Raw genomic sequence first — 19686 nt, 5'->3', positions numbered from 1 at the left:
AGAGTGGCAATCATGAGTGACGATAACGCGAAGCGGCGGCTCGGACGCGGTCTGGCCGCACTGATCGGCGAAATGGACCAGCCGGTGGCAATCGGTGCGGCTGAACCGGCGCCGATCAATCCCGACCGTATGGTGCCGATCGAATTCGTCGGGCGAAACCCGCGCAACCCGCGCCGCTACTTCGATGAGGCGGAGTTGCAGGACCTGGCGGCGTCGATCCGCCAGCACGGCATCGTCCAGCCGGTCGTCGTGCGGACGATTGCAGCGGAACGGTTCGAGATCATCGCCGGTGAACGCCGCTGGCGGGCGGCCCAACTCGCAGGTTTCGTGGAAATTCCGGTGATTGTCCGCGATGTGGATGATCGCACGGCATTGGAGATTGCGATCGTCGAGAACGTCCAGCGTTCCGATCTCAATCCGTTGGAAGAAGCGCTGGGCTACGATCAACTGATCGCCGAGCACGGCTATACGCAGAACGACCTGGGCGAGATCATCGGCAAGAGCCGCAGTCACGTGGCCAATAGCCTGCGGCTGTTGAAGCTGCCGGAACCGGTACGGGACATGCTCGCCTCCGGCGCGCTTTCGGCCGGTCATGCCCGCGCGCTGGTGCCGACGTCGGATCCGGTCAGTCTGGCCAAAACGATTGTCGCGAAGGGAATGTCCGTCCGCGATGCCGAGCGGCTGGCGCAGAACGATATCAAGGCGCAGGCCGACCCGGACCACCAGAACCGCAAGCCAGCGCACAAGGAAGAAAAGGACGCCGATACGCTTGCGCTCGAGCGCACGCTATCGGACAGCCTGGGGCTTGAGGTAACGGTCAGCCACAAGGCCGGCGGCGGATATCTGCGCATCGGCTACAAGACGCTCGAGCAGTTGGAAGAAATCTGCCGGCTGCTGGAGCGCCGCTAACCGCTCGTTTCCTTACCCGCGGGCCGACTGGAGCGCGGTCGACAGCAGCGTCTGCAGCGCAATGGTTCCTTCCAACGCAGATCGTTGCCGGCTTTGCAGAATAGTGGCCTGAAGCCTCGACGTCTCGCGCCGGAGCGCGTCGCTTCGCCACCGCCTCAACGCTTGCTCGATCACCGGCTTGCGCCGGAAATGGAGATGACGGCCCATCGTCGCCACCGCCTGCGAAGCGTCGAGGCGTTTCTCGTCCATCTCCGCCCGCATCAGTTCAAGCAATTGGAACTGCTTCAGGCAGGCTTGCAGTACGAGAAACACCGGGGTTTTCGAAGACATGATCTTCTGCATGGCAGTGAGATACGCCGACTGATCGCCTTTCAGAATTGCATCGACTGCGTCATCGACGGAAATTGCGCTGGCGTCGCCGATCGCCGCAATGACATCCTCTTCCTCGACGAGCCCCTGTCCCTGACAGTACAGCGCTAGCTTGCGGATCTCGTTGCGTGAGGCGATGCGATCGCCGCCGATGCATTCCACCAGTCGCTGTCGGGCGGCGGGCGCGATCCGCAATCCAGCTGCTTCCAATTCATTATCGATCAGTCCGTTCAAGGCGCGCGTGTCGTCGGAATAGCAGGGAATGGCGACCGCGCTCCGCGATGCCTCGACGGCTTTGCGTAGCGCCGCCCCTTTCTTCAGGTCGCCAGCCTCGACAATCAGCGTGCTGCCGACGGGCGGCTCTTTGCTGAGCAGGTCGAGAGCCTCGAGCAGCGGGCGCTCATTGGCGGCATCCTTGATCCAGACAAGGCGATCGCCACCGAACAGACCGATCGCGTGCATCTCGTCCAGCAATCTGCCCGGTTGGCCGATGAGGTCTGCCGCGGTGATTCGCAGCGTAGAGAAGGCGTCATCGAGGGGAACGCCCGTCGAGCGCGCCAGCAGGCTCGCGCGCTCGGACACGAGACCGCGATCGGGCCCGTATACCAAATAAATGCCGCCCGATCGGGGTGCTCGTTTTAGAAACGCGTCGAACTCATGCGACTTGATCTCTGTCATAGCCGGCTAACGTTTTGCGAGGCCCGTTGCAATATCTGCGCGTAACAGCTCAGCGAGCTCGCGAGCGGCCCTGTTCTCGGCATCGCGAATTGCCCGCAGCTTGGCGAACTCCTGGACAGGGAAATCGACGAGCGCCACGACTTGCCGCCTGCCGGAACGAATCGTTTCGCCGGAATCGGATCGCGTCAGGTTGTAGTCGGCCGTCATGACGATTCGGCCCGCGCGGGCAACGTCGTCAGACGACGAAACCAGCACATCGACTGCGCGCGAGGCGACGCTCAACTCCAGATGATAGGCGGCCGCGGTTGGCTCGCCGGCGCCGCCGCCGAGCAGAAAGATCAGTTCGTTGCGGACCCGCTGTTCGACGCGATCATCGGCCTCCGACACGGAGACGGACGCGGCTGCTCCAGCGCCGGCCGATCCGGTCGAATGGAGTGGCCGGACCTGGCAACCGGCGGTGACGGTAAGGGCCAAAAGGCCAATCGCGGAAATTGCGAACTTCAAGCTCCTGCCGTCAGACAACAACATTCACGATCCTCTGTGGGATGACGATGATCTTCTTCGGCTTCTGTCCGGCTAGAACGGATTGAACCTGCTCCAGGGCCAGAACGGCCGCCTCGACCGCCATCTGATCTGCGTCGCGGGCGATTGTCAAATCGGCGCGCTTCTTGCCGTTGATCTGGACCGGAAGGGTGATTTCATTCTCGGCCACCAACGCCTCGTTGTAAGCCGGCCACGTGGTCTGGGCGATAAGGTCCTGCCCGCCGATCACAGCCCAGCATTCCTCCGCCAGGTGCGGCATAATCGGGGCGATCATGGCGATCATGATCTCGGTGGCGTTGCGCACCGCGGCGATCATGTCGGCAGTCGCCCTGCCCTCGGCAACCAGGGTCAACGGTGACGCCAGTACGTTCATGAACTCATAGATCCGCGCAACGGCCTTGTTGAAGGCCAGCTTGTCGTAGTCGGCCTGGACCGCCTTCAGCGTCCGGTGGGCGGCGCGCGACACAGCCAAAGCGTCGCCGTCGTCACCTGGCCGGGACGGAGAAGCTTTCAACATGCCAGAAGCTTCGGAGATCAGACGCCAGACGCGCTGCACGAAGCGATGCGCGCCCTCGACACCGGACTCCGACCAGATCACGTCTCGATCCGGGGGCGAATCGGACAGCACGAAGAAGCGCGCCGTGTCCGCGCCGTAGGAGGCGATGATGTCGTCCGGGTCGACGACGTTCTTCTTCGACTTCGACATCTTCTCAATCGAGCCGATGGTAATTTCTTCGCCGGATTCGAGGTGGATCGCGTGACGCTTGCCGTCGACTTCCTCGATGCGGATCTCGGCCGGCGTCACCCAATCGCGGCCGCGCTTGTAGGTCTCGTGCACCACCATGCCCTGGGTGAAGAGGCCCTTGAAGGGTTCCTTCAGGTCAAGATGGCCGGCCACCTGCATCGCGCGGGTGAAGAAGCGGGAGTAGAGCAGATGCAGGATCGCGTGCTCGATGCCGCCGATATACTGATCGACCGGCAACCAGGCGTCGGCTGCCGCAGGATCCGTCGGCCGGCTCTCCCAGGGAGCTGTGAAGCGGGCGAAATACCAGGACGAATCCACGAACGTGTCCATGGTGTCGGTCTCGCGCCGAGCGTCCTTGCCGCACTGCGGGCAGCCGACATGCCGCCAGGTCGGGTGACGGTCGAGCGGGTTGCCGGGGCTGTCGAATGAAACGTCGTCCGGCAGCTTCACCGGCAGGTCCTTGGCCGGCACCGGTACGACGCCGCAGGCCTCGCAATGAATGATCGGAATCGGGCAGCCCCAGTAGCGCTGGCGAGAGATCCCCCAGTCGCGCAGACGGAAATTGACCTTGCGCTCGCCCTGCGGTGCGTTGCCGACAGTCGTCTCCGTCAGCCTTTTCGCGACCTCCTCGAAGGCGGCCTCTGTCGAAAGCCCATCCAGGAAGCGCGAATTGATCATCACGCCGCCGCCGACATAGGCCTCGTCTGCGATGGCAAACGTGGCCGCGTCGGCGCCGTCCGGCATGACGACCGGTACGACCGAGAGGTTGTACTTGCGGGCGAAGTCGAGGTCGCGCTGGTCGCCGGAAGGGCAGCCGAAAATGGCGCCCGTGCCATAGTCCATCAACACGAAGTTGGCGACGTAGACGGGCAGTTCCCAATTCGGGTCGAACGGATGGCGGACACGGATGCCGGTGTCCATTCCCTTCTTCTCGGCCGTCTCGAGCGCCGCAAGCGACGTTCCTGCACGGCGGCATTCCTCGCAAAAGGCTTCGATCGCGGCGTTATGACTCGCGGCGTCCCTTGCGAGCGGATGGTCAGCCGAAATGGCCAGAAACGAGGCACCGAACAGGGTGTCGGGACGGGTCGTATAGACCGTCACGTCGCTGGCATCGGTCAGGCCGGCCTGGTCCGCGATCTCCCAGCGGATCATCATCCCGTCCGATCGGCCGATCCAGTTCTTCTGCATCAGGCGGACCTTTTCCGGCCACTGGTCGAGCGTATCGAGTGCCTGCAGCAGGTCGTCCGAGAAGTCGGTGATGCGGAAGAACCATTGCGTCAGCTCGCGCTGCTCCACCAGAGCGCCGGAACGCCAGCCGCGGCCGTCGATGACCTGCTCGTTGGCCAGCACGGTGTTGTCGACCGGATCCCAATTCACTTTCGACTGCTTGCGATAGACCAGACCCTTCTCGAGGAAGTCGAGGAACAGCCGCTGCTGGTGCTGGTAATATTCGACGTCGCAGGTCGCGAATTCGCGCGACCAGTCCAGCGACAGGCCCATGGCCTTGAGCTGGGCTTTCATCGAGGCGATGTTCTGGTAGGTCCAGGATGCCGGATGGACGCCACGTTCCATGGCGGCGTTTTCCGCGGGCATGCCGAAGGCGTCCCAGCCCATCGGATGCAGCACGTTGAAGCCGCGGGCGCGCTTGTAGCGGGCGACGACGTCGCCCATGGCGTAGTTGCGCACATGGCCCATGTGAATGCGCCCGGACGGATACGGGAACATCTCGAGGACATAATACTTTTCCCGCGGATCGTCATTCTTGGTCAGAAAGACGTTCTCTTCATTCCATTTTGCCTGCCAGCGGGGCTCGGCATCGCGAGGGTTGTAACGTTCGGTTGCCATGTCGTCGATTTGTCCGAAAAGCTGTGGGCATAGCCCATGAGAATTGGTGGCGAGACCTTCACCATGAAACCGCGATAGCGTCAAGTTTTTGACCGCCCCTCGCGCCTCAAACGCGCTTCGCTCCAGGGCCCGCCCTTGGCAAGCCGTACCGATTTCGCTAGGTCCGGGCAGACGATCAGACATCGGAGGCTGGGCATGGAACTGGAAGAGCGTCTCAACGAGGTTCGCGGTCGAATCCGCAAGGCTTCCCTGGCGGCCGGCCGTGCCCCGGACGCGGTGACCCTTGTTGCCGTGTCGAAGACTTTCGATGCGGAGGCGATCCGTCCGGCGATTGCCGCGGGCCAACGGGTGTTCGGCGAAAACCGTGTCCAGGAGGCGCAGGGCAAGTGGCCCGGGCTCCGCGGCGAGACGGCCGATCTGGAGCTTCGCCTGATCGGCCCGCTCCAGTCGAACAAGGCGGCGGAAGCGGTCGCCCTGTTCGATGTGATCGAGACCGTCGATCGCGAGAAGATCGCCAAGGCAATTGCTGCGGAGATGCAACGGCAGGGCCGGCGCCTGCGGCTCTACGTTCAGGTCAATACCGGCCTCGAGGCGCAGAAGGCCGGGATTGCGCCGGAGGATGTGACGTCGTTCGTCGTATTCTGCCGGTCGTTGGGTCTCGATATCGAGGGTCTGATGTGCATTCCGCCTTTTGACGAGAATCCGGGCCCGCATTTTGCGCTTCTGGCCAAACTGGCGAAAGAGGCAGGTGTCGAGCGGCTGTCGATGGGAATGTCGGGGGACTACGAAACGGCCGTGGCCTTCGGTGCGACGAGCGTCCGCGTCGGGTCGGCCATTTTCGGCTCGCGGTAACACGATTTTGAGCGGTTCGACCGTCCGATCGTGATGATCGGCAAATGCGACCGGGAAATCCGGATGCATCTAGCCCAATGGTCTGGCTTCCCTGCGTGAAGGGAGTTGCCTATTCTTTCCTTCGGAGAAGCCGTCTCGACGGCCAGACGAATACCGGAGGAGCATCATCATCATGGCGAGCACATACGCAGCCACCTATGCGCAATGGCAGGCGGACCCGTCCGCGTTCTGGGCGGAAGCCGCCAGCGCGATTGACTGGTTCAAGGCGCCGTCCATCGCGTTCGACGGCGAGCGGGGCGTCTATGGACACTGGTTTCCCGACGGCGAAGCCAACACCTGCTACAATTGCGTCGATCGCCATGTCGCGTCTGGTCGGGCCGACCAGGCGGCGCTGATCTATGACAGCCCGGTGACCGGCCAGAAGCGCCGATACACCTATGCCGAGATGCTCGTTGAGGTTCAGGCGATTGCGGCGGTGCTGACCGATCTGGGCGTCGAGCGCGGCGATCGGGTCATCATCTACATGCCGATGGTTCCGGAGGCGGTCTTCAGTATGCTCGCCTGCGCGCGCATCGGCGCAGTCCATTCCATCGTTTTCGGCGGGTTTGCGGCGAACGAGCTGGCGACCCGCATCGATGACTGCAAGGCGAAGATCGTCATTACGGCGAGCTGCGGTATCGAGCCGGGCCGCGTGGTTGCCTACAAGCCCTTGCTCGACGCCGCGCTTGAGATGGCCGGCCACAAGCCGGAGCGCTGTCTCGTGCTGCAGCGTCCCGAACTCGAGGCTTCATTGATCGAGGGTCGCGACGTCGATTTCACCGTAGCCGTCGCTCGGGCAAAGCAAGGCGGGCGAACCGTGCCTTGCGTTTCGCTGCGCGCGACCGACCCGCTCTATGTCCTCTACACGTCCGGGACGACCGGCCAGCCGAAGGGTGTGCTGCGCGATAATGGCGGGCACATGGTGGCGCTGGCCTGGAGCATGAAGCACTTCTACGGGATTCGACCCGGCGAGGTGTTCTGGACTGCCTCGGACATCGGCTGGGTGGTCGGCCATTCCTACATCGTCTATGGGCCCCTTCTGAACGGGAGCACGACTGTCCTCTACGAAGGCAAACCGGTCGGCACGCCGGATGCCGGCGCCTACTGGCGGGTGATCCAGGAGCATCAGGTCAGTGTCCTGTTTACCGCGCCGACCGCGTTCCGCGCCATCCGCAGGGAAGACCCGTCCGGGTCACTGATCCCAAAATACGACCTGCGTTCACTGCGGGCGCTCTTCCTCGCCGGAGAGCGGGCCGATCCGAACACGCTGCAGTGGGCGGAAAAGGTCCTGCAGGTGCCGGTCATCGATCACTGGTGGCAGACGGAAACGGGTTGGCCGATGGCTGGCAATCCGCTCGGTCTGGGGCTTCTGCCGGTGAAGCACGGTTCGCCCACGGTGCCCCTGCCCGGTTACACGATCGATGTGCTCGATGATGCCGGTCACCCGGTCGAGCCGGGGACGCTCGGCAACATTGTCGTGAAGCTTCCCCTGCCCCCGGGCTGCCTGCCGTCTTTCTGGAGCGCCGACGAACGCTTTCGCGCCGTCTGCCTGGCTGAATTCCCCGGTTACTACAAGACCGCCGACGCAGGCTACCTCGATGAAGACGGCTACGTGTTCATCATGGCGCGCACCGACGACATCATCAACGTGGCGGGGCATCGCCTCTCCACCGGTGCGATGGAAGAGGTCTGCGCCAGCCATCCGGATGTTGCCGAATGCGCCGTCATCGGCATCGCCGATGCGTTGAAGGGGCAGATCCCCGCCGGCTTCCTCGTTCTCAACCGCGGTGTTTCACGTGAATCATCAGTTATCGAGGGCGAGGTGGTGGCGCTAGTGCGCGACCGCATCGGGCCGGTTGCAGCGCTCAAGACCGTCGTCTGTGTCAAGCGTCTGCCGAAGACGCGCTCCGGCAAGATCCTGCGGGGAACGATGCAGAAGATCGCCGATCGGCAGGAGTGGAGAATGCCGGCAACGATCGACGATCCGGCCATTCTCGATGAGATACGCGAGGCGCTGGCGACGCACGGAATCGGCGTCTGAAGTGCATTCACGTAAAGCACCATAAAAAATGCCCGGTCCTTGCGGCCGGGCCATTTTTTTTTCGACTTGCCGATCGCTCAGAGATCGTCGTCTTCATCCTCGGGATGCGACGACTTCAGCGACTTCAGCTTGGCAAAGACGGCGTCGGCGTCGATTTCCTTCTCTTCCTCGCGCTCATGGCCGCCGAAGGGCAGCTTTTCAGTTTCCTGCGCAGATTCGAGCGTTGCGCCGAGTTCCGCAGCCGTCGGCAGCGGCCGGCCCTTGGAGGCGCGCTCGACCTCGAGATCAAGGTCGATCTGCGAGCACAGGCCGAGCGTGACCGGGTCCATCGGCGTCAGGTTGGCGGAATTCCAGTGCGTGCGCTCGCGGATCTGCTCGATCGTCGACTTGGTCGTGCCGACGAGACGCGAGATCTGGGCGTCCTTCAGTTCCGGATGGTTGCGGACGAGCCAGAGGATGGCGTTTGGCCGGTCCTGGCGCTTCGAGACCGGGGTGTAGCGCGGTCCCTTGCGCTTCGATTCCGGCACGCGCACTTTCGGCTCGGAAAGCTTGAGCTTGTGATTCGGATTGGCTTCGGCGCGGGCGATCTCGTCGCGGGATAGCTGGCCGGTGGCGATGGGGTCGAGACCTTTGATGCCCTGGGCCGATTCGCCGTCCGCGATCGCCTTGACCTCGAGCGGGTGCAGCTTGCAGAACTGGGCGATCTGGTCGAACGACAGCGCCGTGTTGTCGACCAGCCAGACGGCGGTCGCCTTTGGCATGAGCAGTTGTTGAGCCATGGATACAATCCTTTGTTCGTCCGCGCCGGTGTCGCGGGCCGTGGGGTCTAACCACTGATTTCCGGGAATTGGGCATCTCTATACCGCCACCATCGCAGAAATGCAATTCTACAAGTAACAAATGACCTTTGTCTAATTGCCGTAAGGGCTTGAGCTGTTATGAATGGCGCTGACCGATCGGGCTGGAGGCCCGAACACCGCATGAGGAGGAGTTTATGTCTGCTAAGACCTATCCGGTCCTGAAATCCGCGAAAAGCCGTGCGCTGATCGACAACGACACCTATCAGAAATGGTATCGCGAGAGCGTCGAAAATCCAGAGCGTTTCTGGGACAAGCACGGGATGCGGATCGACTGGTTCAAGCCCTACACAAAGGTCAAGAACACATCCTTCGGCGGCAAGGTTCCGATCAAGTGGTTCGAGGACGGCATCACCAACGTCTCTTACAACTGTATTGACCGCCATCTGAAGGCGCATGGCGACCAGGTGGCGATCATCTGGGAAGGCGACAATCCCTACATCGACAAGAAAATCACCTACAACGAACTGCACGAGCATGTGTGCCGGCTGGCGAACGTGATGAAGAAGCACGGCGTCAAGAAGGGCGACCGCGTCACGATCTACATGCCGATGATCCCCGAGGCGGCTTACGCAATGCTCGCCTGCGCGCGGATCGGCGCGATCCATTCGGTGGTGTTCGGCGGCTTTTCGCCGGATGCGCTCGCCGGGCGCATCGTCGACTGCGAGTCGACGTTCATCATCACCTGCGATGAGGGCGTGCGCGGCGGAAAACCGATCCCGCTGAAGGAAAACACCGACACGGCGATCGACATCGCCGCCAAGCAATTCGTGATCGTCAACAAGGTGCTGGTCGTCCGCCGCACCGGCGGAAAGACCGGGTGGGCGCCGGGCCGCGACCTCTGGTACCACGAGGAGGTGGCAAGCGTGCCGCGGGAGTGCCCGCCGGCGAAGATGAAGGCGGAAGACCCGCTGTTCATCCTCTACACCTCCGGCTCGACAGGTAAGCCGAAGGGCGTGCTCCACACGACGGCCGGCTATCTTGTCTATGCGTCGATGACCCACAAATACGTCTTCGACTACCACGACGGCGATATCTACTGGTGCACCGCCGACGTCGGCTGGGTGACGGGACATTCCTACATCGTCTACGGCCCGCTCGCGAACCGGGCGACGACGCTCATGTTCGAAGGCGTGCCGAACTTCCCGGACGCCGGCCGCTTCTGGGAAGTGGTCGACAAGCACAAGGTCAACATATTCTACACCGCGCCGACGGCGATCCGCGCGCTGATGGGTGCCGGTGACGCCTTCGTCAAGCGCTCCTCACGTTCATCGCTGCGCCTGCTTGGTTCGGTTGGCGAGCCGATCAACCCCGAAGCCTGGGAGTGGTATTACAACACGGTCGGTGACGCCCGGTGCCCGATCGTGGACACCTGGTGGCAGACGGAGACCGGCGGCATCCTGATCAGTCCCCTGCCGGGGGCGACCGACTTGAAGGCGGGTTCGGCGACGCGGCCGTTCTTCGGCATCAAACCGCAGCTCGTCGACAACGAGGGCAATGTCCTGGAGGGCGCGAGCGACGGCAATCTCTGCATCGCCGATAGCTGGCCGGGCCAGATGCGGACGGTCTACGGCGACCATCCGCGCTTCATCCAGACCTACTTCTCGACCTACAAGGGCAAGTATTTCACCGGTGACGGTTGCCGGCGCGACGAGGACGGCTACTATTGGATCACCGGCCGCGTCGATGACGTGCTGAACGTTTCCGGCCACCGTCTTGGTACGGCGGAGGTCGAATCGGCGCTCGTTTCGCACCATCTGGTGTCCGAGGCCGCCGTTGTCGGCTATCCGCATGGCCTGAAGGGTCAGGGTATCTACTGCTACGTCTCGCTGATGGCGGGCGAGGAAGGTACGGATGCGCTTCGCCAGGACCTAATCAAGCACGTCCGAAAGGAAATCGGGCCGATTGCCACGCCGGACAAGATCCAGTTCGCCCCGGGCCTCCCAAAGACCCGCTCCGGCAAGATCATGCGCCGGATTCTCCGCAAGATCGCCGAAGACGATTTCGGCGCGCTGGGTGACACCTCGACGCTGGCTGATCCGGCCGTCGTCGATGATCTCATCGCCAATCGCCAGAACCGGGCCGCTGGCTGAGCAGCCAAGACGGGCGCAGACCGTTCCCCGCTGTCACCGGCGGGGAACAAATCAACGAGCGGTGGACGAACGCCGTTCCCGGTCCGAAAAAACCGAGGTGTAGCCGAACATGCCCGCGCTTCACTCACTGTCGGCACAGGGCCGCTTTGTTCTACCGTCATAGGGTGTCGCAAGACCCGCAGCCACCAGGTCGTGAGCCGGATTCCGGCCATCAACGAGATGGACATCGGCAACGACCCGGCCGAAATACTTGTCGGCGGAGACATCTGTCAGGAACAGGCTGTCGCCACCCAGGACAAGGCTGGACAATAGATCCCTTGCCGTTTTGGCAGCAGCGCGGTCGCCTGCGCAGCGAGACTTCATCTCCGGCGTATCTATGCCCCGCAGGCGCACGAAGACATCAACGTGCTGTTGCGGCCATGGGCGAGCCGAGACAAGGATGGTGTCACCGTCTACCACGCGTATGACTTGCGCGGCGACCGGACCCGCGATCACATTAGTGGTGATACCGTCGGCACCATGAGCGGTAGCATTGGCCAGGAACAGACTGGTCAATGTCAGGAACAACGCGGAAAGGCGGCGGTGGATTGACATAATAGGAAGATATTCCGCAATTGCGCCGCACGCAATAGGAAATAACGCCTATCAAAAATCGATCGCGCGGCCGTTAATCTCCCAGTCGCCGAAACGGGACGGATCCAGCCCGCCGCGTCCGCCGATTTCCGGGGGAAGCGGAACCGGCTTCTCGGCGGTACGGCGCGCTTCGGCCTCCTTCAGCGCGCGGACCGCTGCGGGGGGAAGGACGCGACCGTCGCCGCCGGAATTGTCATTGTCGCCCTGCATTGCATCCTCGTCGCGAGATATTGAAGATCGGCCCTAGCTTCCCCATCATATAGGCACGATACCAATCGCGGCAAAGCCTTGATTCACGTGAAACATCGCCGCAGCCGCGCTTCTGCCTGGAGGCAACCATGAATCTTGTCCGCACGGCAATGCTGTTGGCCTTTATGACCGCGCTGTTCATGGGTGTCGGCTTTCTGATCGGCGGCACGAGCGGCATGATGATCGCGCTCGCAATCGCCGCAGCCACCAACCTCTTTTCCTATTGGAATGCCGACAAGATGGTGCTGTCGATGTACGGCGCCAAGGAAGTCGACGAGCGCAGCGCACCGGAATACTACGGCATCGTCCGCGATCTCGCGGCCCGCGCCGGGCTGCCGATGCCGCGTGTCTACGTGATCAACAGCGACCAGCCGAACGCTTTTGCGACTGGTCGAAACCCGGAGAACGCGGCGGTGGCCGCCTCGACGGGTCTCCTGCAGGCGCTCTCATACGAAGAGGTGGCCGGTGTCATGGCGCACGAGCTCGCCCACGTCCAGAACCGCGACACCCTGACGATGACGATCACGGCGACGATCGCCGGCGCAATCTCGATGCTCGCCAATTTCGCCATGTTCTTCGGCGGAAACCGGGAAAACAACAACAACCCGCTCGGGTTCATCGGGATCCTGATTGCCATGATTGTCGCTCCCTTCGCCGCGATGCTGGTGCAAATGGCAATCAGCCGCACCCGAGAATATTCCGCCGATCGGCGCGGCGCCGAGATTTGCGGCAATCCGTTATGGCTTGCGACCGCCCTTCAGAAGATCGCCATGGCAGCCGGCCGAATTCCCAACGACGAGGCCGAGCACAATCCAGCTACGGCCCATATGTTCATCATCAATCCGCTGTCTGGTGCCCGGATGGACAACCTGTTCTCGACCCATCCCGACACCGGCAATCGGATCGCCGCGCTCGATCAAATGGCGGCCCAGATGCGCCAGACCTCGACGGGACAGCCGGGGGCTGCTAAGGCCGGGCGGAAATCGCGTTCCGTTCCGACGACCGGCTGGGGACGCGGTGGTTCAGAGCCACCCAAAGGTCCTTGGTCTTGACGAGAAACGAATCGCAACCGAAACAAAAACGCGCGCCGGCCCGAACTCGCGATAGCCGACCGGACGGACAGCCCGAAAAGCCCGGCTTAAAATCCCGTCAGGTCGCCACGAAGTTGCTCGCCGCGGTCATCGATCGGCAGACGTCGCTGGATGGAATGCTTGACGCGGACAATGGCAATCCCGGCTACCGAGCGCTGAACGAAGCCGACCGGGCGCTGGTGCGCGCGATGCTCAACACCGCCCTCCGCCACCTTCCGCGGATCCAGGTGATCATCGATTCGCTGGTGGAAACGCCGCTGCCAGAGGGTGCGCGTGCGCTCTACCACGTACTTACAGTTGCATCTGCGCAGATACTCTACCTTGACGTTCCGGACCACTCCGCCGTGGACTTGGCGGTGGAGCAGGCGCAATCCGACCCGCGCAGCCGCCGATTCGCCAATCTCGTGAATGCCGTGCTCCGGCGTCTTGCGCGTGAGAAGGGACCGCATCTGACCGCAACGCACACCGTTCCGGTCGTTCCGGGCTGGTTCTTCGACCGGCTGGTAGCAGTCTACGGTGAAGATCATGCCCGCAAAATCGCCGAGTCGCTGCTTGCGCCGGCGGCGATCGACCTAACGGTCAAGACCGAGCCCCAGGCGTGGGCAACGCGGCTCGGCGGCAAGGTCTTGCCGACCGGCTCGGTGCGCCTGGCGGCATTTGCCGGCCGGATCCCCGACCTTGATGGCTTTGCTGAGGGCGAATGGTGGGTACAAGACGCCGCCGCGGCGATCCCGGCGCGGCTGTTCCCCTCCCTCGCAGGGCAGCGGGTGGCTGACCTGTGCGCCGCCCCTGGCGGCAAGACCGCGCAACTTGCAAACGCGGGTGCGAAGGTCACGGCCCTCGACCAGAATGCAAACCGACTGAAGCGGCTCGAGGCCAATCTCGATCGGCTCGGCTTGTCGGCCACAACCGTCGAGACGAACCTTCTCGATTTCCGTCCCGACGATCTCTTCGATGCCGTTCTTCTCGACGCCCCCTGCTCGTCGACCGGGACCATCCGCCGCCATCCCGACGTGCTCTGGACGAAGGGTCCGCAGGACATCACAAAACTTGCGCAGCTGCAGGAGAAGCTTCTCCGGCATGCGCTGACACTGGTGAGGCCCGGCGGCCATCTCGTCTTCTCCAACTGTTCCCTTGATCCGCGGGAGGGCGAAGACGTTACCGCGCGCGTCTTGACCGACGCGTCCGGCTGGTCGCGGGTTGCCATCGATCCCGCCCGTTGGCCGGGTTTGGAGGAGGCGATATCGCCGCTTGGCGAGTTTCGCGCCACGCCGGCAATGTTGCCGGGAGATGCGGCCACAGCCGGCGGACTGGATGGCTTCTATGCCGTGCTGCTCCAGCGGCAGTAATGAGAAAAATGCGCACCCCGGCAGCGCATGAAGCCGCCACCGCCGTCCAGCCATCAACAGCCGCGTACGGCACGGCGAATTGACGCAACGACATCCTGTGCCTACCAATGGAATGCGGGAAAGAGTTTGTTAACGATGCGGCTTTCAGACCAGCAGCGGCTTGTCTACCTGTATGGGCATGAGACGTGGCGGCGTTTTTCGCGGCGGTTGGCCGTCGGGCGCGTGTCGGCGCTGCGCTTTGCCGGCCGCACGCCAGACAGGCTTCTCGTCGCACCGACGGATCTGCGGCCGGCCGATTCGTTCACCGCTGAGGAAATCATTGCCGGGCGGTTTCCACTGGCAGGGCGAATGCTCGAGTGTGACGGCGAGTCTCCCTTCGCGCTGGAACTCCCCTCCGAGGAATTCGCCTGCCGGCTGCATTCCTTCGGCTGGCTTCGGCACATGCGCATCGCCGACAAGGAGACGGCCCCGCCCGTCGTGCGATCTGTGATCGGCGACTGGATCGAGACCCATGGTCGTGTCATCGATGGTATCGCCTGGCGACCTGAGGTCATTGCCGAACGCATTATCTCCTGGCTGTCCCATTCTCCTGTTGTACTGCGCGATGCCGACTATTCCTTCTACCGCCGCTTTTTGAAGAACCTCGCCTTCCAGGTTCGCTACCTCAGGCACATTGCCGACGCCACGCGCGAGGGGGAGACCCGGCTGCGCGTGCGCACCGCCCTGGCAATGGCGTCGATCGCCATGCCGAACTCGGGTTCGACGATCCGTCGCGCCGCCCGGCATCTGGACCGGGAGCTGGACCGGCAGATCCTGGCCGACGGCGGCCACGTCTCACGCAATCCGCGCGTCGGCCTGGACCTGCTGTTCGACCTGCTGCCGCTTCGGCAGACCTACGTCAATCTCGGCCACGACGTCCCGCAGCGGCTCATTCCCTGCATTGACCGCATCTATCCCGCGCTGCGCTTTTTCCGGCATCAGGGCGGCGAGCTCGCATTGTTCAACGGTGCCACCTATACACTCGCAAACGAACTGTTGTCGGTTCTGCGGTACGACGAGACCGCTGGCGCACCCTTTCGCGGCCTGCCGCAGACGGGCTACGAACGGATCTCGGCCGGTGACACCGCGATCATCATCGACACGGGCAAGCCGCTCTCCGTCCCCCTTTCAACATCTGCGACAGCCGGTTGCCTCTCCCTGGAGATGTCGTCGGGACGGCACCGGTACCTGGTCAATTCGGGCCTGCCGCGCTTCGCCGGCGACGCGATCCGACAGTTGTCGCGCGCCACGGCTGCCCATTCCGTGGCGACATTGAACGACACCTCGTCGGCGCGCATTTCCGCCTCCCGCTATCTCGGCCCGGTCGTTTTCGCGGGCGCAACGAATATCCGGGTTGCGCGCTATGACGGAACCGACGGCGCAGAAGGCCTGAAGGCCAGCCACGACGGTTATCTCGACAATTTCGGCCTGCTATACGAACGCGACATCTACTTGAACGCTGCTGGCACCGAAATTCGCGGGCGGGAGCGGTTCGTGAAGCCCAACGGGGCCGTGCCGGAGGGCGGCAAGAACATTGCGGTGGTTCGTTTTCATATTCATCCGGCGATCCGTATCGTTCCTTTAAGCGACCATGAAGTCAGGCTTGTCGCCCATGATGGCGAGAGTTGGGTCTTCTCCTGCCTCGATGTCGTTGTCGTCGAGGAAGAGGATGTCTTCTTTGCCGATCCGACCGGCGTTCGCGCCGCGCGTCAGCTGACGCTGACCATGCCGCTCGCGGGTGTTCCAGAGCTGCAGTGGCTCATGCGGCGCGAACGGCGCTGACGGCTCGAAATTGGCGGTTTCCTCGCCTGCGCGCCTATGTTAACGGGGCGCATGCACGCCGCCGGCGACATGCTTGGACGCCGGCCCCTACTCCCGGAGATACCCCATGGCCGTCGCTTCCAAGAAAATTCCCGCCCCCGATCGCGTTCAGGTCAGGACCGCGCTTCTGTCCGTTTCCGACAAGACCGGCATCGTTGAACTTGCAAGCGCGCTTGCCAGTAAGGGCGTCCGGCTTCTTTCCACCGGCGGCACGCACAAGGCGTTGAGTGATGCCGGCCTCCCGGTCACCGACGTCTCGCAGGTCACGGGCTTTCCGGAGATCATGGACGGCCGCGTCAAGACGCTTCACCCGAATGTCCATGGCGGCCTGTTGGCGATCCAGGACGACGCGGATCATGTGGAGGCGATGAAGGCGCATGGGATCGAGGCGATCGACCTCGCCGTCATCAACCTCTATCCATTCGAGGAGGTTCGCGCCAAGGGCGGGGACTACCCGACAACGGTGGAAAACATCGACATTGGCGGCCCAGCGATGATTCGCGCATCGGCCAAGAACCACGCCTACGTGACGATCGTCACCGATCCCGCCGACTATCCGGCCCTGATCGAGGAGCTGGCGACGGGTGCGACCTCCTACGCCTTCCGCCAGCGCCAGGCGGCGAAAGCGTTCGCGCGCACCGCGGCCTATGACACGGCCATTTCCAACTGGTTCGCCGAAGCCCTCGATATCGCCACGCCGGCCTACCGCACGATTGGCGGCGTGCTGAAGGAAGAGATGCGCTACGGTGAAAATCCGCACCAGAAGGCGGCGTTCTACGTCACCGGCGACACCCGCCCCGGTGTGGCAACGGCCACGCTTCTGCAGGGCAAGCAGCTATCCTATAACAACATCAACGATACGGATGCGGCCTTCGAGTTGGTTGCCGAGTTCCTGCCGGAGAACGGTCCGGCCTGCGCCATCATCAAGCACGCCAATCCTTGCGGTGTCGCGACGGCGCTGACCCTGAAGGAAGCCTACGAGCGGGCGCTGGCCTGCGATCCCGTTTCCGCCTTCGGCGGCATCATCGCCCTGAACCAGACCCTGGATGGCAAGACAGCCGAGGAGATCGTCAAGCTCTTCACCGAGGTCATCATCGCCCCGGATGCCGATGATGCCGCGCGCGCGGTCATTGCCGGCAAGCCGAACCTGCGGCTGCTTGTGACCGGTGGCCTGCCGGATCCCCGCACCCACGGCGTTTCGGCAAAGACCGTGTCGGGCGGCCTGCTGGTGCAGAGCCGCGACAACGGCATGGTGGAGGATCTGGAGCTGAAGGTCGTCACGAAGCGCGCACCGACGGCCCAGGAGCTCGAGGACATGAAATTCGCCTTCAAGATCGCCAAGCACGTCAAGTCGAACGCAGTCGTCTACGCCAAGGACGGGCAGACCGCGGGCATCGGCGCCGGCCAGATGAGCCGCGTCGATTCGGCCCGCATCGCCGCACTCAAGGCGGAGGAGGCCGCAAAGGCGATGGGCTTGGCCCAGCCGCTGACACGCGGCTCGGCGGTCGCCTCCGAGGCGTTCCTGCCGTTTGCGGATGGACTATTGTCGGCGATTGCGGCCGGTGCCACCGCCGTGATCCAGCCGGGCGGTTCGATGCGCGATGCCGAGGTGATTGCCGCAGCCGACGAAGCCGGTGTGGCGATGGTCTTCACCGGCATGCGCCACTTCCGTCACTGAGGCGCGGGCAGGCTTAGGTTCCGGTCTCGAACGAGGCCGGAGCCGCCTGCCTGATTCTGTCGGCCTGCTGGCGATTAGCGCGTCGTCTCGGATCCGGGGCGGGCGTTACCCGCGCAGGCCCGGCGCTTCCTGGCCGGTGCGCTCCACGTATTCGGTATAGCCGCCGCCATATTGCTCGATTCCGTCCGGCGTCAGTTCCAGCACCCGGTTCGACAGGGCCGCCAGGAAATGGCGGTCGTGCGAGACGAATAGCATCGTGCCCTCATAGGCCGAGAGCGCTTTGATCAGCATTTCCTTCGTGTCGAGGTCGAGGTGGTTCGTCGGTTCGTCGAGAACGAGGAGATTCGGCGGGTCGAACAGCATCGCCGCCATCACCAATCGGGCCTTCTCACCGCCGGAAAGGACCCGGCAGCGCTTCTCGATGTCATCGCCGGAAAAGCCGAAACAGCCGGCGAGCGCGCGAAGTGGCGCCTGCCCAGCCTTGGGAAAGCGCTCCTCCAGCCATTGCAGGATCGTGCTGTCGCCGTCGAGCAGGTCCATCGAATGCTGGGCGAAATAGCCGAGCTTGACGCTTGCGCCGAGCGACACACTGCCGCTGTCCGGTGCGGCCGTACCCGTTACCAGCTTGAGCAGTGTCGACTTTCCGGCGCCATTGATACCCATGATGCACCAGCGTTCGCGACGGCGGACCATGAAATCGAGGCCGGTATAGATCGTGCGGCTGCCGTAGGCCTTGTGAACATTCTTCAGGCTGATGACGTCCTCGCCGGAGCGCGGCGCCGGCAGGAACTCGAAGGCGACCGTCTGGCGGCGGCGCGGTGGCTCGACACGGTCGATCTTGTCCAGCTTCTTCACCCGGCTCTGGACCTGTGAAGCGTGGGACGCCCGGGCCTTGAAGCGCTCGATGAACTTGATTTCCTTGGCCAGCATCGCCTGCTGACGCTCGAACTGGGCCTGCTGCTGCTTCTCGTTCAGCGCCCGTTGCGTTTCATAGAAGCCGTAGTCGCCGGAATAGGTCGTCAGTGCGCCGGCATCAATTTCTATGATCTTGGTGACGATCCGGTCCATGAACTCGCGGTCATGCGACGTCATCAGAAGTGCGCCGTCATAGCCCTTCAGAAAGGATTCCAGCCAGATCAGGCTTTCGAGATCGAGGTGGTTGCTCGGCTCGTCGAGCAGCATGACGTCCGGCCGCATCAACAGGATACGGGCGAGCGCCACGCGCATCTTCCAGCCGCCGGACAGCTTGGCGACGTCGCCGTCCATCATCTCCTGGGCGAAGCCGAGCCCTGCCAGGACTTCGCGCGCCCGTCCCTCCAGCGCATAGCCATCGAGTTCTTCGTAGCGCGCCTGCACCTCGCCATAGCGTTCGATGATGGCATCCATGTCGTCCATTCGCTCCGGATCCGACATGGCCGCCTCGAGCTCGCGCAGTTCCGCGGCCACGGCGCTCACCGGACCGGCGCCTTCCATCACCTCGGCGACGGCCGAATGTCCGGCCATTTCGCCGACATCCTGGTCGAAATAGCCAACGGTGATGCCCTTATCGACCGAGACCTGCCCCTCATCCGGCTGCTCCTCGCCGGTGATCATGCGGAAAAGTGTCGTCTTGCCCGCGCCGTTCGGCCCGACGAGCCCAATCTTCTCGCCACGGTTCAAGGCGGCGGAAGCTTCGATGTAGAGGATGCGATGGCTATTGGATTTGCTGATGCTGTCGATGCGTATCATGAGGACTTGCCCGGTCGGTTTGCGGGCACTCCTATGACATGCGCCCGATCCACTGTCACGCACGCTCTCGGAGGAACAGCAGTCTACTGCCGGCCAGGCAGCGTCATGTGTCGCGCTTGCCGTGATG

15 protein-coding genes are annotated in these 19686 nt (G+C 63.2%); 8 read left to right on the top strand and 7 right to left on the bottom strand.

The window, feature by feature from the left end; translation table 11 throughout:
• The first annotated feature begins 12 nt into the window (after positions 1-12).
• Positions 13-909 carry a ParB/RepB/Spo0J family partition protein gene (locus J2Y48_RS05765; RefSeq protein WP_310414062.1) on the top strand — a complete coding sequence of 299 codons (897 nt, stop codon included), beginning with the start codon at positions 13-15 and terminating at the stop codon, positions 907-909.
• 12 nt (positions 910-921) lie between these two features.
• Here the strand turns inward: J2Y48_RS05765 and holA are convergent, their stop codons facing one another.
• The 3 genes from holA to leuS are packed head-to-tail and all read right to left on the bottom strand — an operon-like array spanning position 922 to position 5089.
• A complete protein-coding gene (gene holA / locus J2Y48_RS05760) occupies positions 922-1956 on the bottom strand; it encodes a DNA polymerase III subunit delta (protein ID WP_310414059.1) in 1035 nt (344 codons plus the stop codon).
• Positions 1957-1962: 6 nt separating this feature from the next.
• A complete protein-coding gene (gene lptE / locus J2Y48_RS05755) occupies positions 1963-2484 on the bottom strand; it encodes an LPS assembly lipoprotein LptE (protein WP_310414055.1) in 522 nt (173 codons plus the stop codon).
• Positions 2471-5089 carry a leucine--tRNA ligase gene (gene leuS, locus J2Y48_RS05750; RefSeq protein ID WP_310414052.1) on the bottom strand — a complete coding sequence of 873 codons (2619 nt, stop codon included), beginning with the start codon at positions 5087-5089 and terminating at the stop codon, positions 2471-2473. The genes lptE and leuS overlap by 14 nt, the downstream gene beginning before the upstream one ends.
• A 195-nt stretch (positions 5090-5284) precedes the next feature.
• Between leuS and J2Y48_RS05745 the strand changes: the two genes are divergently transcribed.
• Entirely contained in the window at positions 5285-5941 is a 657-nt protein-coding gene (locus J2Y48_RS05745) for a YggS family pyridoxal phosphate-dependent enzyme (RefSeq protein ID WP_310414046.1), read from the top strand.
• A 172-nt stretch (positions 5942-6113) separates the two neighbouring features.
• On the top strand, positions 6114-8021 hold the full coding sequence (locus J2Y48_RS05740) for a propionyl-CoA synthetase (RefSeq protein ID WP_310414044.1): 1908 nt from the start codon (positions 6114-6116) through the stop codon (positions 8019-8021).
• 77 nt (positions 8022-8098) lie between these two features.
• Here the strand turns inward: J2Y48_RS05740 and J2Y48_RS05735 are convergent, their stop codons facing one another.
• The gene (locus tag J2Y48_RS05735; protein ID WP_310414041.1) at positions 8099-8800 is read right to left on the bottom strand and encodes a DUF1013 domain-containing protein; all 702 of its coding nucleotides are present in this window, start codon (positions 8798-8800) and stop codon (positions 8099-8101) included.
• A gap of 215 nt (positions 8801-9015) precedes the next feature.
• Between J2Y48_RS05735 and acs the strand changes: the two genes are divergently transcribed.
• Positions 9016-10971 (top strand): acetate--CoA ligase, encoded by a 1956-nt coding sequence (gene acs / locus J2Y48_RS05730; protein ID WP_310414037.1) that lies wholly within the window; start codon positions 9016-9018, stop codon positions 10969-10971.
• Positions 10972-11091: 120 nt separating this feature from the next.
• Here acs and J2Y48_RS05725 read toward each other — a convergent pair whose 3' ends face one another.
• Entirely contained in the window at positions 11092-11565 is a 474-nt protein-coding gene (locus J2Y48_RS05725; protein ID WP_310414034.1) for a thermonuclease family protein, read from the bottom strand.
• Between the two features lie 51 nt (positions 11566-11616).
• A complete protein-coding gene (locus J2Y48_RS05720) occupies positions 11617-11814 on the bottom strand; it encodes a DUF1674 domain-containing protein (RefSeq protein WP_310414031.1) in 198 nt (65 codons plus the stop codon).
• A gap of 128 nt (positions 11815-11942) precedes the next feature.
• Here J2Y48_RS05720 and htpX point away from each other — a divergent pair, with 128 nt between their 5' ends.
• The 4 genes from htpX to purH all read left to right on the top strand — a co-directional run bounded on the left by htpX (position 11943) and on the right by purH (position 17831).
• The gene (htpX, locus tag J2Y48_RS05715) at positions 11943-12905 is read left to right on the top strand and encodes a zinc metalloprotease HtpX (RefSeq protein WP_310414028.1); all 963 of its coding nucleotides are present in this window, start codon (positions 11943-11945) and stop codon (positions 12903-12905) included.
• Complete coding sequence (locus J2Y48_RS05710) at positions 12896-14293, top strand: RsmB/NOP family class I SAM-dependent RNA methyltransferase (protein ID WP_310414026.1); 1398 nt, start codon at positions 12896-12898, stop codon at positions 14291-14293. Before htpX ends, J2Y48_RS05710 begins: the two co-directional genes overlap by 10 nt.
• 135 nt (positions 14294-14428) lie before the next feature.
• On the top strand, positions 14429-16114 hold the full coding sequence (locus J2Y48_RS05705) for a heparinase II/III family protein (RefSeq protein WP_310414021.1): 1686 nt from the start codon (positions 14429-14431) through the stop codon (positions 16112-16114).
• A 106-nt stretch (positions 16115-16220) separates the two neighbouring features.
• Positions 16221-17831, top strand: coding sequence for a bifunctional phosphoribosylaminoimidazolecarboxamide formyltransferase/IMP cyclohydrolase (gene purH, locus J2Y48_RS05700; RefSeq protein ID WP_310414018.1), 1611 nt, complete (start codon positions 16221-16223; stop codon positions 17829-17831).
• Positions 17832-17936: 105 nt separating this feature from the next.
• On the opposite strand, the gene abc-f is transcribed toward purH, so the two are convergent.
• Complete coding sequence (abc-f, locus tag J2Y48_RS05695; RefSeq protein ID WP_310414016.1) at positions 17937-19559, bottom strand: ribosomal protection-like ABC-F family protein; 1623 nt, start codon at positions 19557-19559, stop codon at positions 17937-17939.
• Positions 19560-19686 lie beyond the last annotated feature (127 nt).

Origin of the sequence: Mycoplana sp. BE70 (genome assembly GCF_031455855.1) — a bacterium.
GTDB lineage: Bacteria > Pseudomonadota > Alphaproteobacteria > Rhizobiales > Rhizobiaceae > Mycoplana.
The sequence above is the reverse complement of the archived record's forward strand: the minus strand, read 5'-3'. Positions and strand labels throughout refer to the sequence as shown.